17 protein-coding genes are annotated in these 16014 nt (G+C 71.8%); 8 read left to right on the forward strand and 9 right to left on the reverse strand.

Features of this window, described 5'->3' with window-relative positions; translation table 11 throughout:
* Nucleotides 1-4 precede the first annotated feature (4 nt).
* Entirely contained in the window at nt 5-817 is an 813-nt protein-coding gene (locus AAC944_RS24620; protein WP_030620970.1) for a lysozyme, read from the reverse strand.
* Nucleotides 818-940: 123 nt separating this feature from the next.
* Complete coding sequence (locus tag AAC944_RS24625; RefSeq protein ID WP_030620973.1) at nt 941-1810, reverse strand: lysozyme; 870 nt, start codon at nt 1808-1810, stop codon at nt 941-943.
* A 269-nt stretch (nt 1811-2079) separates the two neighbouring features.
* Here AAC944_RS24625 and AAC944_RS24630 point away from each other — a divergent pair, with 269 nt between their 5' ends.
* Nucleotides 2080-2565, forward strand: coding sequence for a MarR family winged helix-turn-helix transcriptional regulator (locus tag AAC944_RS24630; RefSeq protein ID WP_051872191.1), 486 nt, complete (start codon nt 2080-2082; stop codon nt 2563-2565).
* Nucleotides 2566-2583: 18 nt separating this feature from the next.
* Here the strand turns inward: AAC944_RS24630 and AAC944_RS24635 are convergent, their stop codons facing one another.
* A complete protein-coding gene (locus AAC944_RS24635) occupies nt 2584-3429 on the reverse strand; it encodes a protein phosphatase 2C domain-containing protein (protein ID WP_030620977.1) in 846 nt (281 codons plus the stop codon).
* A gap of 460 nt (nt 3430-3889) precedes the next feature.
* On the opposite strand from AAC944_RS24635, the gene AAC944_RS24640 reads away from it, so the two are divergent.
* From AAC944_RS24640 to AAC944_RS24660, 5 genes are read left to right on the forward strand one after another with little or no spacing between them, the layout of a single operon-like run.
* A complete protein-coding gene (locus tag AAC944_RS24640) occupies nt 3890-6889 on the forward strand; it encodes a sensor histidine kinase (RefSeq protein WP_030620979.1) in 3000 nt (999 codons plus the stop codon).
* Entirely contained in the window at nt 6886-7371 is a 486-nt protein-coding gene (locus AAC944_RS24645) for a roadblock/LC7 domain-containing protein (RefSeq protein WP_030620982.1), read from the forward strand. Before AAC944_RS24640 ends, AAC944_RS24645 begins: the two co-directional genes overlap by 4 nt.
* Entirely contained in the window at nt 7368-7769 is a 402-nt protein-coding gene (locus AAC944_RS24650) for a DUF742 domain-containing protein (protein ID WP_030620987.1), read from the forward strand. The genes AAC944_RS24645 and AAC944_RS24650 overlap by 4 nt, the downstream gene beginning before the upstream one ends.
* Before the next feature lie 4 nt (nt 7770-7773).
* The gene (locus AAC944_RS24655) at nt 7774-8388 is read left to right on the forward strand and encodes a GTP-binding protein (RefSeq protein WP_030620989.1); all 615 of its coding nucleotides are present in this window, start codon (nt 7774-7776) and stop codon (nt 8386-8388) included.
* Nucleotides 8389-8429: 41 nt separating this feature from the next.
* The gene (locus AAC944_RS24660; RefSeq protein WP_030620991.1) at nt 8430-9683 is read left to right on the forward strand and encodes a styrene monooxygenase/indole monooxygenase family protein; all 1254 of its coding nucleotides are present in this window, start codon (nt 8430-8432) and stop codon (nt 9681-9683) included.
* A gap of 80 nt (nt 9684-9763) precedes the next feature.
* Here the strand turns inward: AAC944_RS24660 and AAC944_RS24665 are convergent, their stop codons facing one another.
* From AAC944_RS24665 to AAC944_RS24685, 5 genes are all read right to left on the reverse strand, one after another.
* On the reverse strand, nt 9764-10432 hold the full coding sequence (locus AAC944_RS24665) for a GNAT family N-acetyltransferase (protein WP_030620994.1): 669 nt from the start codon (nt 10430-10432) through the stop codon (nt 9764-9766).
* Between the two features lie 42 nt (nt 10433-10474).
* Nucleotides 10475-11629 carry a C40 family peptidase gene (locus tag AAC944_RS24670; RefSeq protein WP_030620995.1) on the reverse strand — a complete coding sequence of 385 codons (1155 nt, stop codon included), beginning with the start codon at nt 11627-11629 and terminating at the stop codon, nt 10475-10477.
* 158 nt (nt 11630-11787) lie between these two features.
* Entirely contained in the window at nt 11788-12054 is a 267-nt protein-coding gene (locus AAC944_RS24675; RefSeq protein ID WP_030620998.1) for a DUF8847 domain-containing protein, read from the reverse strand.
* A 49-nt stretch (nt 12055-12103) separates the two neighbouring features.
* Nucleotides 12104-12844, reverse strand: coding sequence for a TetR/AcrR family transcriptional regulator (locus AAC944_RS24680; protein ID WP_030621001.1), 741 nt, complete (start codon nt 12842-12844; stop codon nt 12104-12106).
* A gap of 58 nt (nt 12845-12902) precedes the next feature.
* Nucleotides 12903-13847 carry an AurF N-oxygenase family protein gene (locus AAC944_RS24685; RefSeq protein ID WP_030621004.1) on the reverse strand — a complete coding sequence of 315 codons (945 nt, stop codon included), beginning with the start codon at nt 13845-13847 and terminating at the stop codon, nt 12903-12905.
* A 169-nt stretch (nt 13848-14016) separates the two neighbouring features.
* On the opposite strand from AAC944_RS24685, the gene AAC944_RS24690 reads away from it, so the two are divergent.
* Together AAC944_RS24690 and AAC944_RS24695 are read left to right on the forward strand one after the other, a co-directional pair.
* Nucleotides 14017-15123 carry a ferritin-like domain-containing protein gene (locus tag AAC944_RS24690; protein WP_030621007.1) on the forward strand — a complete coding sequence of 369 codons (1107 nt, stop codon included), beginning with the start codon at nt 14017-14019 and terminating at the stop codon, nt 15121-15123.
* 53 nt (nt 15124-15176) lie between these two features.
* Nucleotides 15177-15572, forward strand: coding sequence for a hypothetical protein (locus AAC944_RS24695; protein WP_051872192.1), 396 nt, complete (start codon nt 15177-15179; stop codon nt 15570-15572).
* On the opposite strand, the gene AAC944_RS24700 is transcribed toward AAC944_RS24695, so the two are convergent.
* Nucleotides 15538-16011, reverse strand: a complete 474-nt coding sequence (locus tag AAC944_RS24700; RefSeq protein WP_030621014.1) for a DUF3291 domain-containing protein — start codon at nt 16009-16011, stop codon at nt 15538-15540. The genes AAC944_RS24695 and AAC944_RS24700 overlap by 35 nt on opposite strands.
* Nucleotides 16012-16014: the final 3 nt, after the last annotated feature.

Below are 16014 nucleotides of genomic sequence, written 5' to 3' on the forward strand. Positions count from 1 at the left end.
CGCGCTACCCCGTAGCCAGCTTCCGCAGCTGCGCCGCCGAGCCGTTGAAGACGTTCTGGTCGCCGGGGAAGCGGCCGGCGTCGTCGTACTGCCAGATGGTGTGCGCCGCCCAGCCGGCCGGGAGGGGGCCGGGGGCGGACGAGTAGCGGGCGATCCACAGCGGGTGCTTCATGCCGAAGGACGCGTTGTCGCCGACGCACTGCTTCCACCAGTTGGTGGAGGTGTAGATCATCGGGTGCCGCCCGGTACGCGCGTGCACCGTCCTGCTGAAGTCGTCGATCCACGCGGCCATGGCCGCCCGGCTCAGGCCGTAACAAATGGATCCGTACGGGTTGTACTCGATGTCCAGCGCGGGCGGCAGGGTCCGGCCGTCCGCCTTCCAGCCGCCGCCGTTGTCGACGAAGTAGTCGGCCTGCGCGGCGCCGGAGGAGGAGCTGGGGATCGCGAAGTGGTACGCGCCGCGGATCATCCCGGCGTTGTAGGACCCGTTGTACTGCTGCCCGTACCTGGGGTTGCGGTAGCTCGTGCCCTCGGTGGCCTTGACGATGGCGAAGCGGGCACCGGCGCGCCAGGCGGCCGGCCAGTTCACGTTGCCCTGGTGGCTGCTGACGTCCATGCCCGCCACCCCGCCGCGCGGCTGCGGCACCGTGCCCGGCGCGGCGCCGCCCTCGTGGGCGCGGAGCGTGGACCCGGCATGGCCGAGTCCGTGGCGGCGGTCGTCGGACGGAGCGGAAGCGGTGGATGCGGCGGCGGGCACGGTCACCGCGAGGGCCGCACCGAGCGTGGAGAGCAGCGTGATGCACCGGCGTATGCGCATAGGGGGGAGCCTCTTTCGAAGACGCGCAAGGGGAGAGGGAGACAGGGCGCCGTGCGGCGAGGACCCGCGGGGAGATCCCGGCGCGGGTCCTCGCAAGCACGGTGGGGGAGCCCTGTCGGCCTCTTACCCGTTCGCGAGCGCCTGGAGACGGTCGTACGCGCCGTTGAAGAGGTTGTGGTCGCCCACGGTCGGCCCGGTGGACGTGTACTGCCAGATGGTGTGGAAGCCCCAGCCGGCCGGGAGTTCCCCGACCGAGGAGCCGTACCGCGGGATCCACAGCGGGTTGATGGCGCCGAAGCCCGCATAGTTGCCGGTGCACTGCTTCCACCAGCTGGTGGAGGTGTAGATCACCGCGTCCCGTCCGGTCCGTGCCTTGTACGTCGCGAACCAGTCCTTCATCCAGTTGACCAGCGCCGATGCGCTCATGCCGTAGCAGACCTGGCCGTACGGGTTGTACTCCATGTCGAGCGCGCCGGGCAGGGTCTTGCCGTCCTTGGACCAGCCGCCTCCGTGATCCACGAAGTAATTGGCCTGGGCGGCGCCGGACGAGGTGTTCGGGAGCGCGAAGTGGTAGGCGCCGCGGATCATGCCGACGTTGTAGGACCCGTTGTACTGCTGAGCGAAATACGGGTTGATGTAGCTGGTGGATTCCGTCGCCTTGACGTAGGCGAACTTCACCCCGCTGTTCCACAGCGTCGACCAGGCGACGTTGCCCTGATGGCCGCTGACGTCCACACCCTCGACGGACGCCGCGAGCGACGGCGGCGCCGGCAGGCCCGTTCCGCCCTCATGCTTGGCGATCTGCGAACCGGCCCAGTCCTGACCGGGGTGGGTGGGCTCGGGCGCGTCCTTGGCGGGGGTGGCCGCGGGCTCCGTGGCGGACGCGGTGCCCGTCGTGCCGCAGAGCAGGGCGAGCAGGGTGAGGAGGATCCCGGCCACCGTGGCGAGGGAACGCCGGTGGTGGCGGGCCGGGCCGGATCTGTGCACGTCCATACGTGACTCCGAAGATCTCGGTGGGATCTGAGGGGGAGGCCGACCGTCCTTCATGACTTGGTGTGGTCATGCCATAAAGGACGGTACGCGCGTAGACCGGGAGCGGAAAGAGGGACCAGGTGATTCCGTTGGTCTAATCCTGCGAAATACTGGCTCAGCTGCGGAATCGGCCGCCGCTGAAAAATTCTTCCATCGTCCGGAAAACGGGAAAGGGCGCTGACGTGCACAACACCGGAACCGACGGGGCGGCGGCCCGACGGCCCGACGGCATGGACGACCTGTTCCTCTCGCTGGAGCACGAGTTGGCGGTGTTCCTGCGCCGCGCCCGCGCCTCCTCCGGCGAGATGGCCCGTGAGGTGCACCCGGACCTGGAGCCTTCGGCGTACGGGCTGCTGGTCCGGCTCGCCGACGCGGGCGAGCAGCGGGCCACCGAACTCGCCTGCTACTTCGGCGTCGGGAAGGCGACCATCAGCCGTCAGCTGCGGGCGCTGGACGACCTCGGCCTGGTGGCCCGCGAGAAGGACCCGGCCGACGGCCGTGCCGTCCTGGTCCGGCTCACCGACGAGGGACTGGCCCGCTTCACCCGGGTACGCAGCGCCCGGCGTGACCGTTACGCCCGTCGGCTCGCCGCCTGGGACCGCGGGGAGATCGCCGAACTGGCACGGCTGCTCCACCGGTTGAACGATGAACAGGAACAGGACGCGGAACCCAGCGGGGAGGCGGCGGAATCCGGCCGGGAGACGGCGGAGGGCTGACGCCCGGCCGCCGCGCGCTCACAGTTCCGCGTACACCACCGCCGCGTCGTCGTGCAGCTTCCCGCGCCCGAAGGCCGACCCGTCGGCGTTGGCGTTCTCCGCGGCCCGCACGCGGTCGATGAGCGCCTGCGGCCCCTCCTTGCGCACCACGCCCAGGCAGTCGGTCCAGGACCCCTCGCGGAACACCTCCACCCAGCGCCCGGCCCCGTCGCTGAGCGCGGTGAGCGAGCGGACCCGGTCGCGCGGCACGGTGCCGGTGACCGCCCGCTCCGCCACGGACGGGTCGGCGGCGGCCGTCCAGAAGCCGCCCTCGGCGTTGCGCAGCGCCTCGACCGCCGCGACGTACTCGCGGGCCGCCGCCGCCCGTTCGGCCGAGCCCTCCGGCAGGGCCCGTACGGCGGCGCGCAGCTCGCCGACCGCGGCCGGCAGCTGTGCGAGCCGCCGGTCCAGCACCGCCTCGACCGTCCCGTCCGGCGCCTCCACGAGCAGCGCCGAGTCCGACAGCACCAGGTACTCCACGGCGTACGGGGACCAGCGTGCGGCGATGGCCGTTGCCTGCGGAGTCCTGCTGTGAGAAAGGTCACAGGTGTCGCGGTGGGCGGCGGCGGTGCGGCGGATGGCTTCGGCGAGCGCCTCGGTCAGCGTCATGTCGCGGAGCGAACCGGACAGTTCGAGCATCGCGCCCCCGAGGCGCGCGGTGAACCACGGCACGTCGTGGCGGCACCCGAAGTCCTCCGGCGGCGGAGTGACCCCGTCGAGCAGGACGAGGACGCCGCCCTGCCCGGAGGCGGGCAGGGATACCGACGCGTAGTCCTCGTTGGGGCGTTGGGGGTCGCCGGGCTCGGTGGCGAGTTCGATGCGCATGCGGGCAAGCATGCCGGAGCGGCGGCGGAAGCCGGCCGGAATGCGCGGGGTGCGGTGCACGGCGCGTGCACGGCGTCCGGACCGGCCGCCGGGCCGGGAAGCGGCGGCCGCGGAAAATGCGGGCGGGCATCCTGCCAGGAGGGGGACGGTTCTCCAAACCCGCCCGGCGATGGCCTACTGTTACGCGTCACAACGGAAGTTGATGGTCAACTTCCGATTGATGTTCACTCATTCAGGTGGCCGGGCAAGTGTTGCCGGGCCACCGCGCGGCGCCGGTGAAATGGTCGTATTCCGGATCATGGGGTGGGCCACTCGCTCACCGGGACGCGCACAGCCGGACTGTTCACCCGGCGGGGGCGTGAGGTGCTGCGGACGCGTCGCAGGTCCGCCCTCCGGGGGAGAACGGCCGGGTCCGCAAGGCCACACGGCGTGGGCAGGCGAGACAGGATTGCGAGCAGCGGTGCGGAAGAAGCGGCTTCGGGGTGACGTGGTGGAGCCGGGACCACCGGCCGGCCCGGCCAGGTCCGGTACGGACGGTGACCGCGCGGGCGGGCGTCCCGCGCGGGTGCGCAACAGGCTCGTGGGGGCCGTGGCGGTGGTCGCCGTCGCCGTCCTCGCGGTCGGCACGCCCGTCATCGCCTCGGCGACACAGGACGTGGACGGCTCCCAGGAGCTGGTCGACCTCGGCGAGCTGAACGCCCGCGCGGTGACCCTGTCCCACTCCCTCGCCGACGAGCGCGACGCCATGACGGTCTACGTCGCGACGGGCCGGACGACGCAGAACGGCGGCGGTGTCTCGGAGGCTCAGCGGGCCCGCGTGGACCGCCAGATCAAGGACCTGCGCGCCGAGGCGGCCGAGAGCTCCGCCGAGACCGCGGCGTTCGCCGAAGCGGGCAAGCTGCTCAAGGGGCTGCCCAAGGTCCGCCAGCAGGGACTGGCCGGCCCGGGCACGGCACTGGACACCTTCAAGTCCTACAGTGCCACCATCCAGGCGCTGGACGCCATTTCCGCAGGCATCGCCCGTAAGGTGCCGCCCCGCGCGCTCGCCGCCGGCTCCCACGCCCAGGGGCTGCCGCTCCTCGCCCGCGCCACCGAACAGGCCTCCGCGACCCGCGGACTGCTGCTCGCCGCGCTGGCGAGCGGCGGCCGGGAGCCGGACCTGTCGGCCGCCGCGCAGCAGTCGCACGTCCGCGCGCAGGCCGCGGTCGCCGACTTCCGGCAGTCGGCGGACGCGCACTCCCGGGACAGCTACGACCGGACCGTCAACGGCACCGACGTCGACACCGCCGAGCGTTACCTCACCCGGCTCACCGACCAGTCGCGGCTGTCCCCCCTCGACCTCCGGCTGAACCGCGAGCGCATCCAGTCCACGCTCACCACCCGCATCGGCCTGATGCGCAGCGTGGAGTCCTCGCTGTCCACCGCCGACGTGAAGTCCATGGGCACGCTCCGGGACGACGACGTCACCTCGCTGGAGATCCGTATCGGGCTGGTCGGTCTCTGCCTGCTGCTCGCCGTCGGCATCAGCATCTGGGCCGCGCGCACGATGACCCAGCCGCTGTCCGCGCTGCGCCGCGGGGCCGCGCGGGTCGCCAAGGACCCCGCCGACGAGCAGCCGATCGAGTACAAGGGCCGCAACGACGAGTACGCGCAGACCGTCCGCTCGGTCAACGCGCTGCACGCGCAGGTCGCCGAGCTGGCGAAGAAGGCCGCCGAGGCCGAGGGCGAGCGCGCCCGGATGGCGAGCGGCCGCAAGCGGCTGGCCGCCGAGCGCGACGTGCTGCTGGAGGAGCGCGCCGACCTCACCGAGCGGCTGGCCACACTGCGTTCCGGCGTCAACAATCGTTTCGTCAGCCTGGCGATGCGTACGGTCGGCCTGGTCGAGCGTCAGCTCGCGGTCATCGAGAGCCTGGAGGAGAAGGAGCAGGATCCCGAGCGCCTGGAGACCCTCTACAAGCTCGACCACTTCGCCGCCCGGGTCCGCCGCAACAGCGAGAACCTCCTCGTCCTGTCCGGCTCCGAGCACAGCAACCACAACGCCGTGCCGGTGCCGCTGCTGGACGTGCTGCGCGCCTCGATCAGCGAGATCGAGCGGTACGAGCGGGTGCGCATCCAGTCGCTGCCGCCGCACTCCCAGGTCGCCGGCTTCGCCGCCGACGACGTCAGCCACCTGATCTCCGAGCTGCTGGACAACGCCACGGCGTTCTCCCCGCCGGACGCCCACGTCGAGCTGTCCGGCTGGCTGCTGGAGAGCGGCGAGCTGATGCTCTCGGTCCAGGACCAGGGCATAGGGATGACCGCCGAGCGGATGGCGGAGCTGAACCAGCGGCTGGCGGACCCGGAGACGGCGACGTCCTCGGAGACCGTGGACGAGGCGCTCGGCCTCGGCCTGTACGTCGTCGTACGGCTCGCCTCGCGGCACGGCGTCCGCGTCCAGCTGCGCGACCAGCAGCAGGGCGGGGTCACCGCCGTCGTGGTGCTGCCGAAGTCCATCCTGCCGACCCGTCCGACGCCGGCCGCGACCGCGCAGCCCGGTGCGGTGCACACCGCGCCCACCCTCCCGGGCTCGGTCGCCGAGGCCAACTCCAACGCGCTGCCCGCCCGCGGCCAGCGCAGCCTGCCGCCGCAGCAGGACCAGCAGCCGCAGCAGGACCAGCAGCCCCAGCAGGACCAGCAGCCCCAGCAGCCGCAGCAGGGCCGGCCGGCACCGGCTCCCGTCGGCGACCCCCTCACGGACCCCCTGCCGGATCCCCTCACGGACCCGCTGCCGGACCCCCTCACGGACCCGCTGCCCGACTCCCTGACGGGTCCCCGGCCCGGCGCGCCCGCCGACCCGCTGATCCAGGCGGCGGAGCGGACGATCGACGCGGCAGGCCTGGGGCCGGACCAGCGGACACCGGGTACGGGCAGGCCGGACGCCCAGGCGCCGGCCGGTCCGGCGGCACAGGCCCCGGCCGGTCCCGCCCATGCCGCTCCGGCCGCTCCGGCCGCCCCGGCTGGTCCCGCAGGGCCCGCCGGCCCCGGGCGTTCCGGTGTGCCGGACTTCTCCGGTGACCCGGACGCCGAGCCGGACACCGGTGCGGTGCCCGCCGCCCGGTCGCCGTACGTCGCCGACGACGCCCCGGCCGCGCCGTCCCCGTACGACGGCGGCGCTGAGCACAGCCGGGCCGAGTCGCAGGAGGAGCCGCCCGCGCGGAAGCTCACCGACATGGGGCTGCCCAAGCGCACGCCCCGGGTCGTGGCACAGCGGCCGCCGAGCGCACCGCGGCAGGGCGGCGGGGTGAACGCGGAAGCGCTGCGGCGCCGCCTCGGCGGCTTCCAGCAGGGCGCGCGCGAAGGCCGGCGGGACGTGGAGGCCGAGATCGCGGAGCGCACGGCCGAACAGACCATCCCACAAACGGACACCGACGGAGCGGGGGCCCCGGGAGAGAGTCACGTTGTCGAGGAGGCACGCGATTGAAGGCGCAAGCGCCCACTGCTTACGGACTGAGCAGCCAGGCACGGAATCTGCAGTGGCTGTTGTCCAATCTGGTCGACGAGGTGCCGGGCATCCGCTCGGTGGCCGTGGTGTCGTCGGACGGACTGCTGCTGCTGGCTTCCGACCCGGTGCTGGCGGAGGGGGCCGCTGACGCCGGACCGCGCGGCCCGCGGGGCTCCAGCGCCGACCTGGCGACCATCGTCTCCGGCGTCGGCAGCCTCACCAACGGCGCGGCGAAGCTGATGGACGGCGGCACGGTCAAGCAGACGATGATCGCCATGGACGAGGGCAGCCTGTTCGTCAGCTACATCAGTGACGGCTCGCTGCTCGGCGTGCACGCGACCCCCGACTGCGACATGAGCGTCATCGCGTACCACATGGCGCTCTTCGTCGGCCGGGCCGGCCATGTCCTCACCCCCGAACTCCGCAGCGAACTGCGCAAGTCGATGGAGAGCGTCCAGTGAGTACCGCACCCAAACTCCCCACGCGAGGCGGGGACAGGAAACCCGCACGCGTGCGGCCGTATTCGCTCACGGGCGGCCGCACCCGCTTCGGTCACGTCCTGCTCGTGGAGACCTTCGTGGCCGCGCTGGACGCGCCGGAGGAGCGCCGCGAGCTGACCTCGGGCGGCTGGGCCGACCGGGTCATGCCCGAGATGCGCGCCATCGTCGAACTGTGCCGCCGGATGCGGTCCGTCGCGGAGATCTCCGCGCTGCTCAAAATGCCGCTGGGCGTGGTCCGCGTCCTGCTCAGCGACCTCGCCGACCAGGGAAAGATCCGCGTCTACGGCTCCGGTCACGGCACCGGCAAGCCCGACCGCGCGCTGCTTGAGAGGGTGCTGGGTGGACTTCGCAGGCTCTGAGACGATGACGGCGAGCGCCGGGACGCCTGCCGCCGACGAAGGGGTCCAGGCCTGGCAGACGGACCGTACGCAGGCCCCCATCGCCACCAAGATCGTGGTGGCGGGCGGGTTCGGCGTCGGTAAGACGACCTTCGTCGGGTCGGTCTCCGAGATCACGCCGCTGCAGACCGAAGCGGTGATGACGCAGGCCAGTGAGGACACCGACGACCTGACGGCCACCCCGGAGAAGACCACGACCACGGTCGCGATGGACTTCGGCCGCATCACGCTCGACCAGGACCTCGTCCTGTACCTCTTCGGTACGCCAGGTCAGCAGCGGTTCTGGTTCATGTGGGACGACCTGGTCCGGGGTGCCATCGGCGCGATAGTGATGGCGGACACCCGACGGCTGGAGGACTGCTTCCCCGCTCTGGACTACTTCGAGAGCTGCGGACTTCCGTACGTCGTCGCCGTCAACCACTTCGAGGGGACCGCCGAATACGCGGTCGAGGATGTGCGTGAGGCTCTGTCCGTGCCGCTTGACGTGCCCGTGGTGATCATGGACGCGCGCAAGCGGATCACGGTGGTGGAGTCTCTGCTCACCCTCGTCGCGCATGCCCTGGAGTTGACCCCCGAATAGGTTCGCACCGCTCGCGAGCCCAACCAGAGAAGAGCACAACCATGCGGAAGATACTCATCATCGGAGCCGGCCAGTCCGGGCTCCAGCTGGCCCTTGGCCTCCAGTCCAAGGGCTATGAGGTCACCCTCATGTCCAACCGCACCGCCGACGAGATCCGTTCCGGGCGGGTCATGTCGACGCAGTGCATGTTCCACACCGCTCTGCAGTACGAGCGGGACCTGCAGATCAACTTCTGGGAGAGCCAGGCCCCGCGCATCGAGGGCCTGGGCGTCTCGGTCGCCGCACCGGGCAGCCACGCTTCGCCCGAGGGCACGCAGCGCGCCATCGACTGGGTCGGCAAGCTGGACGGCTACGCCCAGTCCGTCGACCAGCGCGTGAAGATGGCCGGCTGGATGGAGACCTTCGCGCAGCGCGGCGGCCAGCTCGTCATCCACGGCGCCGCCGTCTCCGACCTCGACTTCTTCGCCTCCCGCTACGACCTGACGCTGGTCTCCGCCGGCAAGGGCGAGCTGGTGTCCATGTTCGGCCGGGACGCCGCGCGTTCCCCGTACGACACCCCGCAGCGCGCGCTGGCCGTCGCGTACGTGCACGGCATGGGCCCCCGCCCGGAGCACCCCGAGTTCGACGCGGTGCGCTGCAACCTCGTGCCCGGCGTCGGCGAGCTCTTCGTCATGCCGACCTACACCACGTCAGGGCGCGCCGACATCCTCTTCTGGGAAGGCATCCCCGGCGGCCCGCTGGACGCCTTCCAGGGCGTGAAGGACCCCAACGAGCACCTGGCGCTGACGCTGGAGCTGCTGGAGAAGTTCGTGCCGTGGGAGTACGCGCGCTCCACCAAGGTCGAACTGACCGACGCCAACGGCACGCTGTCCGGCCGGTACGCGCCGACCGTCCGCAACCCCATCGGCAAGCTGCCTTCGGGCGGCCTGGTGCTGGGCGTCGCCGACGTTGTCGTGGCCAACGACCCGATCACGGGCCAGGGATCGAACTCCGCCTCCAAGTGCGCCAAGGCGTACCTCGACTCGATCATCGAGCACGGTGACAAGCCGTTCGACGCGGACTGGATGCAGGCCACCTTCGACCGCTACTGGGCCACCGCGCAGCACGTCACCAAGTGGACCAACGCCATGCTGGCCCCGCCGCCGGAGCACGTGCTGAACTACATCGGCGCGGCCGGCCAGCTCCAGCCGGCGGCCGATCGTTTCGCCAATGGCTTCAACGACCCCTCCGACTTCGAGAACTTCTTCTACGAGCCGGAGAAGACCAACGCGTACCTGGCGTCGCTGGGCGCCTAGGCACACGCCGGTGACCTGCAGCCGGGCCGTTTCCTTCGGTCCGGCGCAAGGTCTTCCAGGGGTTCTGGCCCCCGGGCCGCTCAGAGGCTGCGGACCATCGTCAGCTGGTGCACCCGGCGGCCGTCGACCCGCATTCCGGGGACCGCGGGCGTGGCGCCGTGCGGGGTGAATCCCATGCGGGTGAAGAAGCGCACCGCGCGGGTGTTCTCGACGACGGTCTGGAGGTGGCAGCCGGGCGATCCGGTGGCCCGCAGGCGGTCGAGCCAGGTGGTCATCAGAGCCTCGGCGGTGCCGTTGCTGCGGGCCCGGGGCTCGACGTTGATGTGCAGGTGGGCGGGGTACCGGGGGTCTTCGAAGTCGCCCGGCGCCGGCTGCCGGCGGAGCGTCATCAGTGCCGTGTCGGCCATGGCGCGTACGAAGAAGCCCATACAGGCGCGGCGGGCGAAGAGCCGGTACTCCCTGATGGCCCGGTCGATCCGCTCGCTCTCGGCCGGGAAGCGTGTGCTGTCCCGGCAGCCGGTCAGATAGCCGACGAGGTTCCCGTCGGCGACGGCCACGAGGAGCGACTCCGGCTCGCGGTCCATGTAGGGCTCCAGATAGACGGCGGCCTCGGACTCCTGGTGTCCCCACAGCGTCTCCGTCGGCGCCCCCTCACCGGCCCGTGCGGCGAGCCGGCGCAGCGCGTCGCGGTCGGACTCCCGGAAGGGACGGATCTCGCGGAAGGGACGGATCTCGCTCGTGGGCGGCATGCCGATGTCCCCTGTCGACGTGTGGGCGCGGCGGGGAGGGGGCTACCGGCTGCCCGGTGCGGAGGCGTCGCCGTATCCGGTGTCGTCCCCGTCCGTGGCGCCGTCCGGCAGCTCCGGCGGGGTGTAGTTCTTCAGGCCGGGTGCGTCCTCGTCGGGGCGGACGGCGCCCAGCAGGGGATTGGCCGCGATCGGGGAGACCTTGACGTCGGCACCGGGGCGGGGGGCCTGGACGACCAGGCCGTCACCGATGTACATCGCCACGTGGGTCGCCCCGGGGAAGTAGATCACCAGGTCGCCGGGGCGGAGCTTGCGCAGGCTGACGTGGGGCAGCTGCTTCCACTGCTCCTGGCTCGTCCGCGGGATCGGCTTGCCCGCGTGCGCCCAGGCCTGGGAGGTGAGGCCGGAGCAGTCGAAGGAGTCCGGGCCCTCGGCGCCCCAGACGTACGGCTTGCCGACCTGCGTCAGGGCGTACGCCATCGCCCGCTGTCCGCCCTTCGACGGGGCCTGCGGGCCGCCGAGCCGCCCCGAGCCGAGGAATGCTTTCTGCGCGTCCTCCATGCCGGCCCGCTCCAGCCGGCTCAGCTCCGCCAGCTGCTCGGCCGAGAGCGAGGCGAGCATCGCCTCGACCTCCCGCAGCCGGCTCTCGACCTGTGCCTTCTGCTTCTTCCGCCGCTCGGCCAGGGACTTCTGCTTGTCCAGGGCCTTCTTCGCGTCGGTCGCCAGCTTGTCCGCCTTGCGGGCGCTGCCGGTGAGCCGGGTGACCGTGTCGGCCTGGTGGCCCGCCGCCTCCTTCAGCAGATGGCCGCGGTCCAGCGCCTGCTCGGGGTTGTCGGAGAGCAGGAACTGCACGTACGGGGAGAGGCCGCCGGGGCCGGAGCCGGTGTACTGCTCCCGCGCCAGCCGGCCCGCGTCCGCGCGGCCCTGCGCGAGGTCCGCGCGCGCGTCCTCCAGCCGGCCGTCGAGCTTCCTGGACACCTTGATCTGCGCCTTGAGGTCCTCCTCCGTGGCGTTGTACGCCTCGGAGGCCGCCTCGGTCTGCTGGTACAGCTTCTGCAGCCGGGTCAGCAGCTCGCTCACGGGAATGTCGGGCGGCGCGGCGGGCCGGGCCGCCGCGTACCCGGGAGCCGCAGGCAGTGCCACGGCGGCGGCGCTCAGCAACGCCACCGTCCCCGCCGTCCGCCGGAACCGTCCCCGCACCGCGCACCTCCGCTCTGGACCTACCATCCGACTGGTTCGGATGGTGCCACGGGGCTCGCCTGCCCGCCGGGGGAGCGGGCGAACCGGGGGAACGGGCGTCACCCGATCGGCGGCCGTCGTGCGGGGGAAGAACGTCCGGGCGTGCCCCGGGAGTTCCCTCAACGCCGCCGGGACCACGGCCACTTCGGACGGCCGGCGCCGGGCTCCGCGTCCGCGTCGTAGGCGTACACCCAGCCGCGCGGCAGCCCCAGCCGGCCGGCCGGGCCCGGCTCCCGCCGGTAGACGTGCACCGTCGGCGGCGCGCCGGCCTCGCCGGGGACCGGGATCTCGTACCGGGCGGGCGGCCGGCCGGTCGCGCCGACCAGGACCGGGAGCACCCGTCCGTCCATGGGGCCGCCGACGAAGGGCGTGTTCTCGCTTCTCACGCGGTCAGTGTCACATCAGGGCCGGGCCCCGTGGAGCGGGTGCCGGGCCTCAGAGCAGATGGGAGGCGTCCGCGAGGACCGGCGTCAGCCGCCGGACGAGGGTGCCGACCGGGCCGTCGCGGGTCTCGGCCGCGAGCGCGGCGGCCGCGATCCGCGCGGTCTCCTCGTCCGTCGCCGAGGTGACCACGATCAGCGCGACGAAGTGGTCGACGAGCCAGTCGCGCAGCTCGGCCAGCGGCGGCTGCTTCTCCTCGTCCACCCAGATCAGCGAGGCCGCCTCGACGGCCGTGAGCCACGTACGGACCGTCATCCGCAGCCGGGGGCCCGGCTCCGGCGCGCCCAGGTGGTGCAGGATCTGCTCGGCGGCGGTCCGCCGCACCTCGTCGACGATGGCGTCGGTACGGGCCGTCTCCACGACGCTGCCGCCCTGCAGCAGGGCGCTGAAGCCGGCGTCGTGCTCGTCGACGAAGGCGAGGTACCGGTCCAGGGCGCGGCCCAGCCGCTGGGTGAGCGGGCCGGTCTCGGCCTCGGCGAAGCAGCCTTCGAGGTCGTCGGCCGCGCTGCGCAGCGCGGCTTCGTACAACTGCTGCTTGCCGCCGGGGAAGTAGCGGTAGACCAGCGGCCGGGAGACCTGCGCGGCATTCGCCACGTCGTCCAGCGACACGTCCTCCGGCGCCCGTTGGGCGAAGAGCCCCAGGGCCGCGGTCAGCAGCTGGGCGCGCCGCTCCGCCACGCTCAGCCGCCGGTACGCGGGGCGGGGTACTGCTGGGGCGGTGCCGCTGCCGTTCATGGACAGCAGCGTAACCGCCCCAAGCCTCCCGCCGCGGGGCCGGTTCGTCTCCTCCGCCTCAGGCCAGCAGGCCGGAGCTCTGCCAGAGCTTGCGGCCCGCGCCACGCAGTACGCCGATCTCGTCCAGGAAGTCGGTCAGCCGCTTGGCGCCGGTCTGCATGACCTCGCGCCGGTGTGCGCTGGCCTTCACCTGGGCGACGGCCTCCGCGCGGTTCAGCCCGACGTTCGTGTAGACCATCGGGTTGATGAACGCCTGGGAGAAGACGCGGGCGAACTCACCGGAGGTGAGCCGGGTGAACTCGCAGCTCCAGCGGGGCGCCGAGGTCATCTGGCGGCGCAGTTCCTCGCGGGCGTACCGGACGTGCCGTGCCTCCTCCACGACGTGGATCCGCGTGACGCCGCGGACCAGCGGCTGGATGCGCTCGTCGGGGAAGGTGAGCCGCTGCATCCAGTCCAGGATCTCCTCCCCGAGGAGGGTCGCGGTGAACGAACCGGGCGTCGTGGAGACCGTCTTGAAGAGCCGGCCGAGGTTGTGGTGGACCTTGGAGACCGGGTAGACGGGGGCGCCGCTGCGGGTGATCAGCTTGGCGAACATGTTGGAGTGCCGGCACTCGTCGGCTATCTCGGTGAGCGCGTAGCGGACGTGCGAGCTGGTCGGCGACTTGTCGTAGATGTGCCGGGTCAGCAGCTGCATCAGGATGATCTCGAACCAGATGCCGAGGGACGCCAGGGACGCCGCCTCGTGCTTGGAGAGTTCGATGCGCTGCTCCTCGGGCATGCGATGCCACAGCGGGGTGTCGTAGAGGGAGACCAGCTCCGGAGGCCAGAACCACTTCCCCTCCTCCAGCGGGGCGTCCCAGTCCAGCTCGGTGTCCGGGTCGAACGAGTGCTTCGCGGAGGAGTCCAGGAGGCGCTCGGCCACCTGCTCGCGGTCCTTGAGCAGCCCGAGGGCGTCCCGCAGGACCTCGGCCTCCGCCGTACTGATGTCAGGAGCTGTCGTCATGGCTGTGGGTACCTCGCTCGTGGGGTTACCGGCGGTCACGTCTTATGAGACTGCGTGTCAGTAAGGGCGTCAATCCCCTGTGCGCGACTTATTGACCCGTCGGTAAGGTGCGTGTGAGCCTGCCAACTACCGGGCGCACCGCGGCGTTCGGTACCCGAGGAGGCTGCCCATGTCCACACATGACCTCTACGCCACCGGCCCGGGCGAGCAGCTGTGGCAGGTGCCCGCCACCGGCGCGGCCCGCTTCACCTGGGAGTACGACGACGGCCGCGACCGCCTCCTCGCCCTCTACAAGAAGGGCAAGGACAAGCAGTGGGACGCGGACCTGCGCATCGACTGGGACCTGGAGGTGGACCCGTACGACCCGCTCGGCACCCCCGACGAATCCATGTCGCTGTACGGCACCAGGTACTGGGACAGGATGTCGGCGAAGGAGCGCGGAGAGCTGCGGCAGCACTACACCTCCTGGCAGTTCAGCCAGTTCCTCCACGGTGAGCAGGGCGCGATGGTCTGCGCGGCCCGGATCGTCGAGTCGGTGCCCGACCTGGACGCGAAGTTCTACTCCGCGACCCAGACCATGGACGAGGCGCGGCACGCCGAGATCTACAGCCGCTTCCTCCAGGAGAAGATCGGGATGCTCTACCCGATCAACGACAACCTCCGGTCGCTGCTGAACGACACCCTGAAGGACTCCCGCTGGGACATGCCCTACCTCGGCATGCAGGTCCTCATCGAGGGCCTCGCGCTGGCCGCCTTCGGCATGATCCGCGACACCACGGACAAGCCCCTCCCGAAGCAGATACTCGCGTACGTCATGCAGGACGAGGCCCGCCACGTCGCCTTCGGGCGGATGGCCCTGCGGGACTACTACAAGCAGCTCACCGAGGCCGAACTGCGCGAGCGTGAGGACTTCGTCATCGAGGGCTGCTACCTGATGCGCGACCGGCTGCGCGGCCTCGAAGTGCTGGAGAACTGGGGCATACCGAAGGCGGAGGCCGAGGAGTTCACCGAGCAGTCCGAGTTCCTGCACCTCTTCCGGAAGCTGCTCTTCAGCCGCATCGTCCCGTGCGTGAAGGACATCGGCCTGTGGGGCAAGCGCCTCCAGCGGGCCTACCTCGACATGGGCGTCTTCGACCTCGGCGACTCCAACCTGGACCTGCTGATGGCCCAGGACGAGGAGCTGGCGGAGAAGCTGGACGCGGAACGCTTCGCGGCCGAGGAGGCGGCCCGTACCGCCGAGGTGGCCGAGGCGATCGCGCGCGGCGGCGCCGCGTAGTGTCCGGCAGACCCCGGCGGCCCGGCCTGCCCCGGTCGGCGGCCGGCTGGACGATGGCCGTCTTCGGCGCCTGCGCGCTGATCATGGGGGTGACCGGGCTGGTGGCGCCCGGCGCGCTGCTCGGCGCGCTCGGTTTCGCCGACCCGGCCGTCCGCGCCCCCGCCGACCACACCCGGACCTTCCTCACCGCGTCCTCGACGGCGTCCCTGAACATGGGCGCCTACTACCTGCTCGCCGCCGCGGCCGACTGGCGTGCCTTCTTCCGCTGGACCGTGCCGTTCCGCCTGCTGACCTGCGCCGTCTTCACGGTGGCGGTGGCCGGCGGCGCGGCGCCCGCGGGCTTCCTCGGCGTCGGCCTGTGGGAGGGCGCGGGCGCGGCGGCGACGGGGTACGCGCTGTTCAGGGAGCGGCGGATCAGAGAGCGGCGGGGAACGTCGTCCGGAGGCTGAAGGCGTGCTGGGTCGGGCCGTGTTCGCGCAGGTGGAGCAGGCGTTCCTCGGCCTCGGCGACGGTCGGCTCGTGGCCGGCCGGGACCCACCACAGGGCGGCCATCGCCTCGTCGGCCTTCTCGAACCACTCGCGGCGGCGGGCCAGGAGCTCCCGGTGGAGACCGGTGTACATGAACGAGGTGAGGGACGGGAGGTCCCGCCACACCGACATATTGATGATCAGCCACTTGTCCCCGAAGACGCTGATGTCGGTGGCGTCCCCGCCGTCCGACTTCAGCCGCCAGACGAACCCGTCGGCGGCGTCGGCGACCGCGTTCACCGGGTCCAGCCCGTCGACGAAGTCCTTGAGCAGAGGGGAGTCCAGCGGTGCCTTGAGGCGGGCGATGTTGACCTGGGCGAGCGCTGAGGACGCGGGCGGCTCGGTCTCGGATGACGTGATCAC

This window comes from Streptomyces sclerotialus (genome assembly GCF_040907265.1).
GTDB lineage: Bacteria > Actinomycetota > Actinomycetes > Streptomycetales > Streptomycetaceae > Streptomyces > Streptomyces sclerotialus.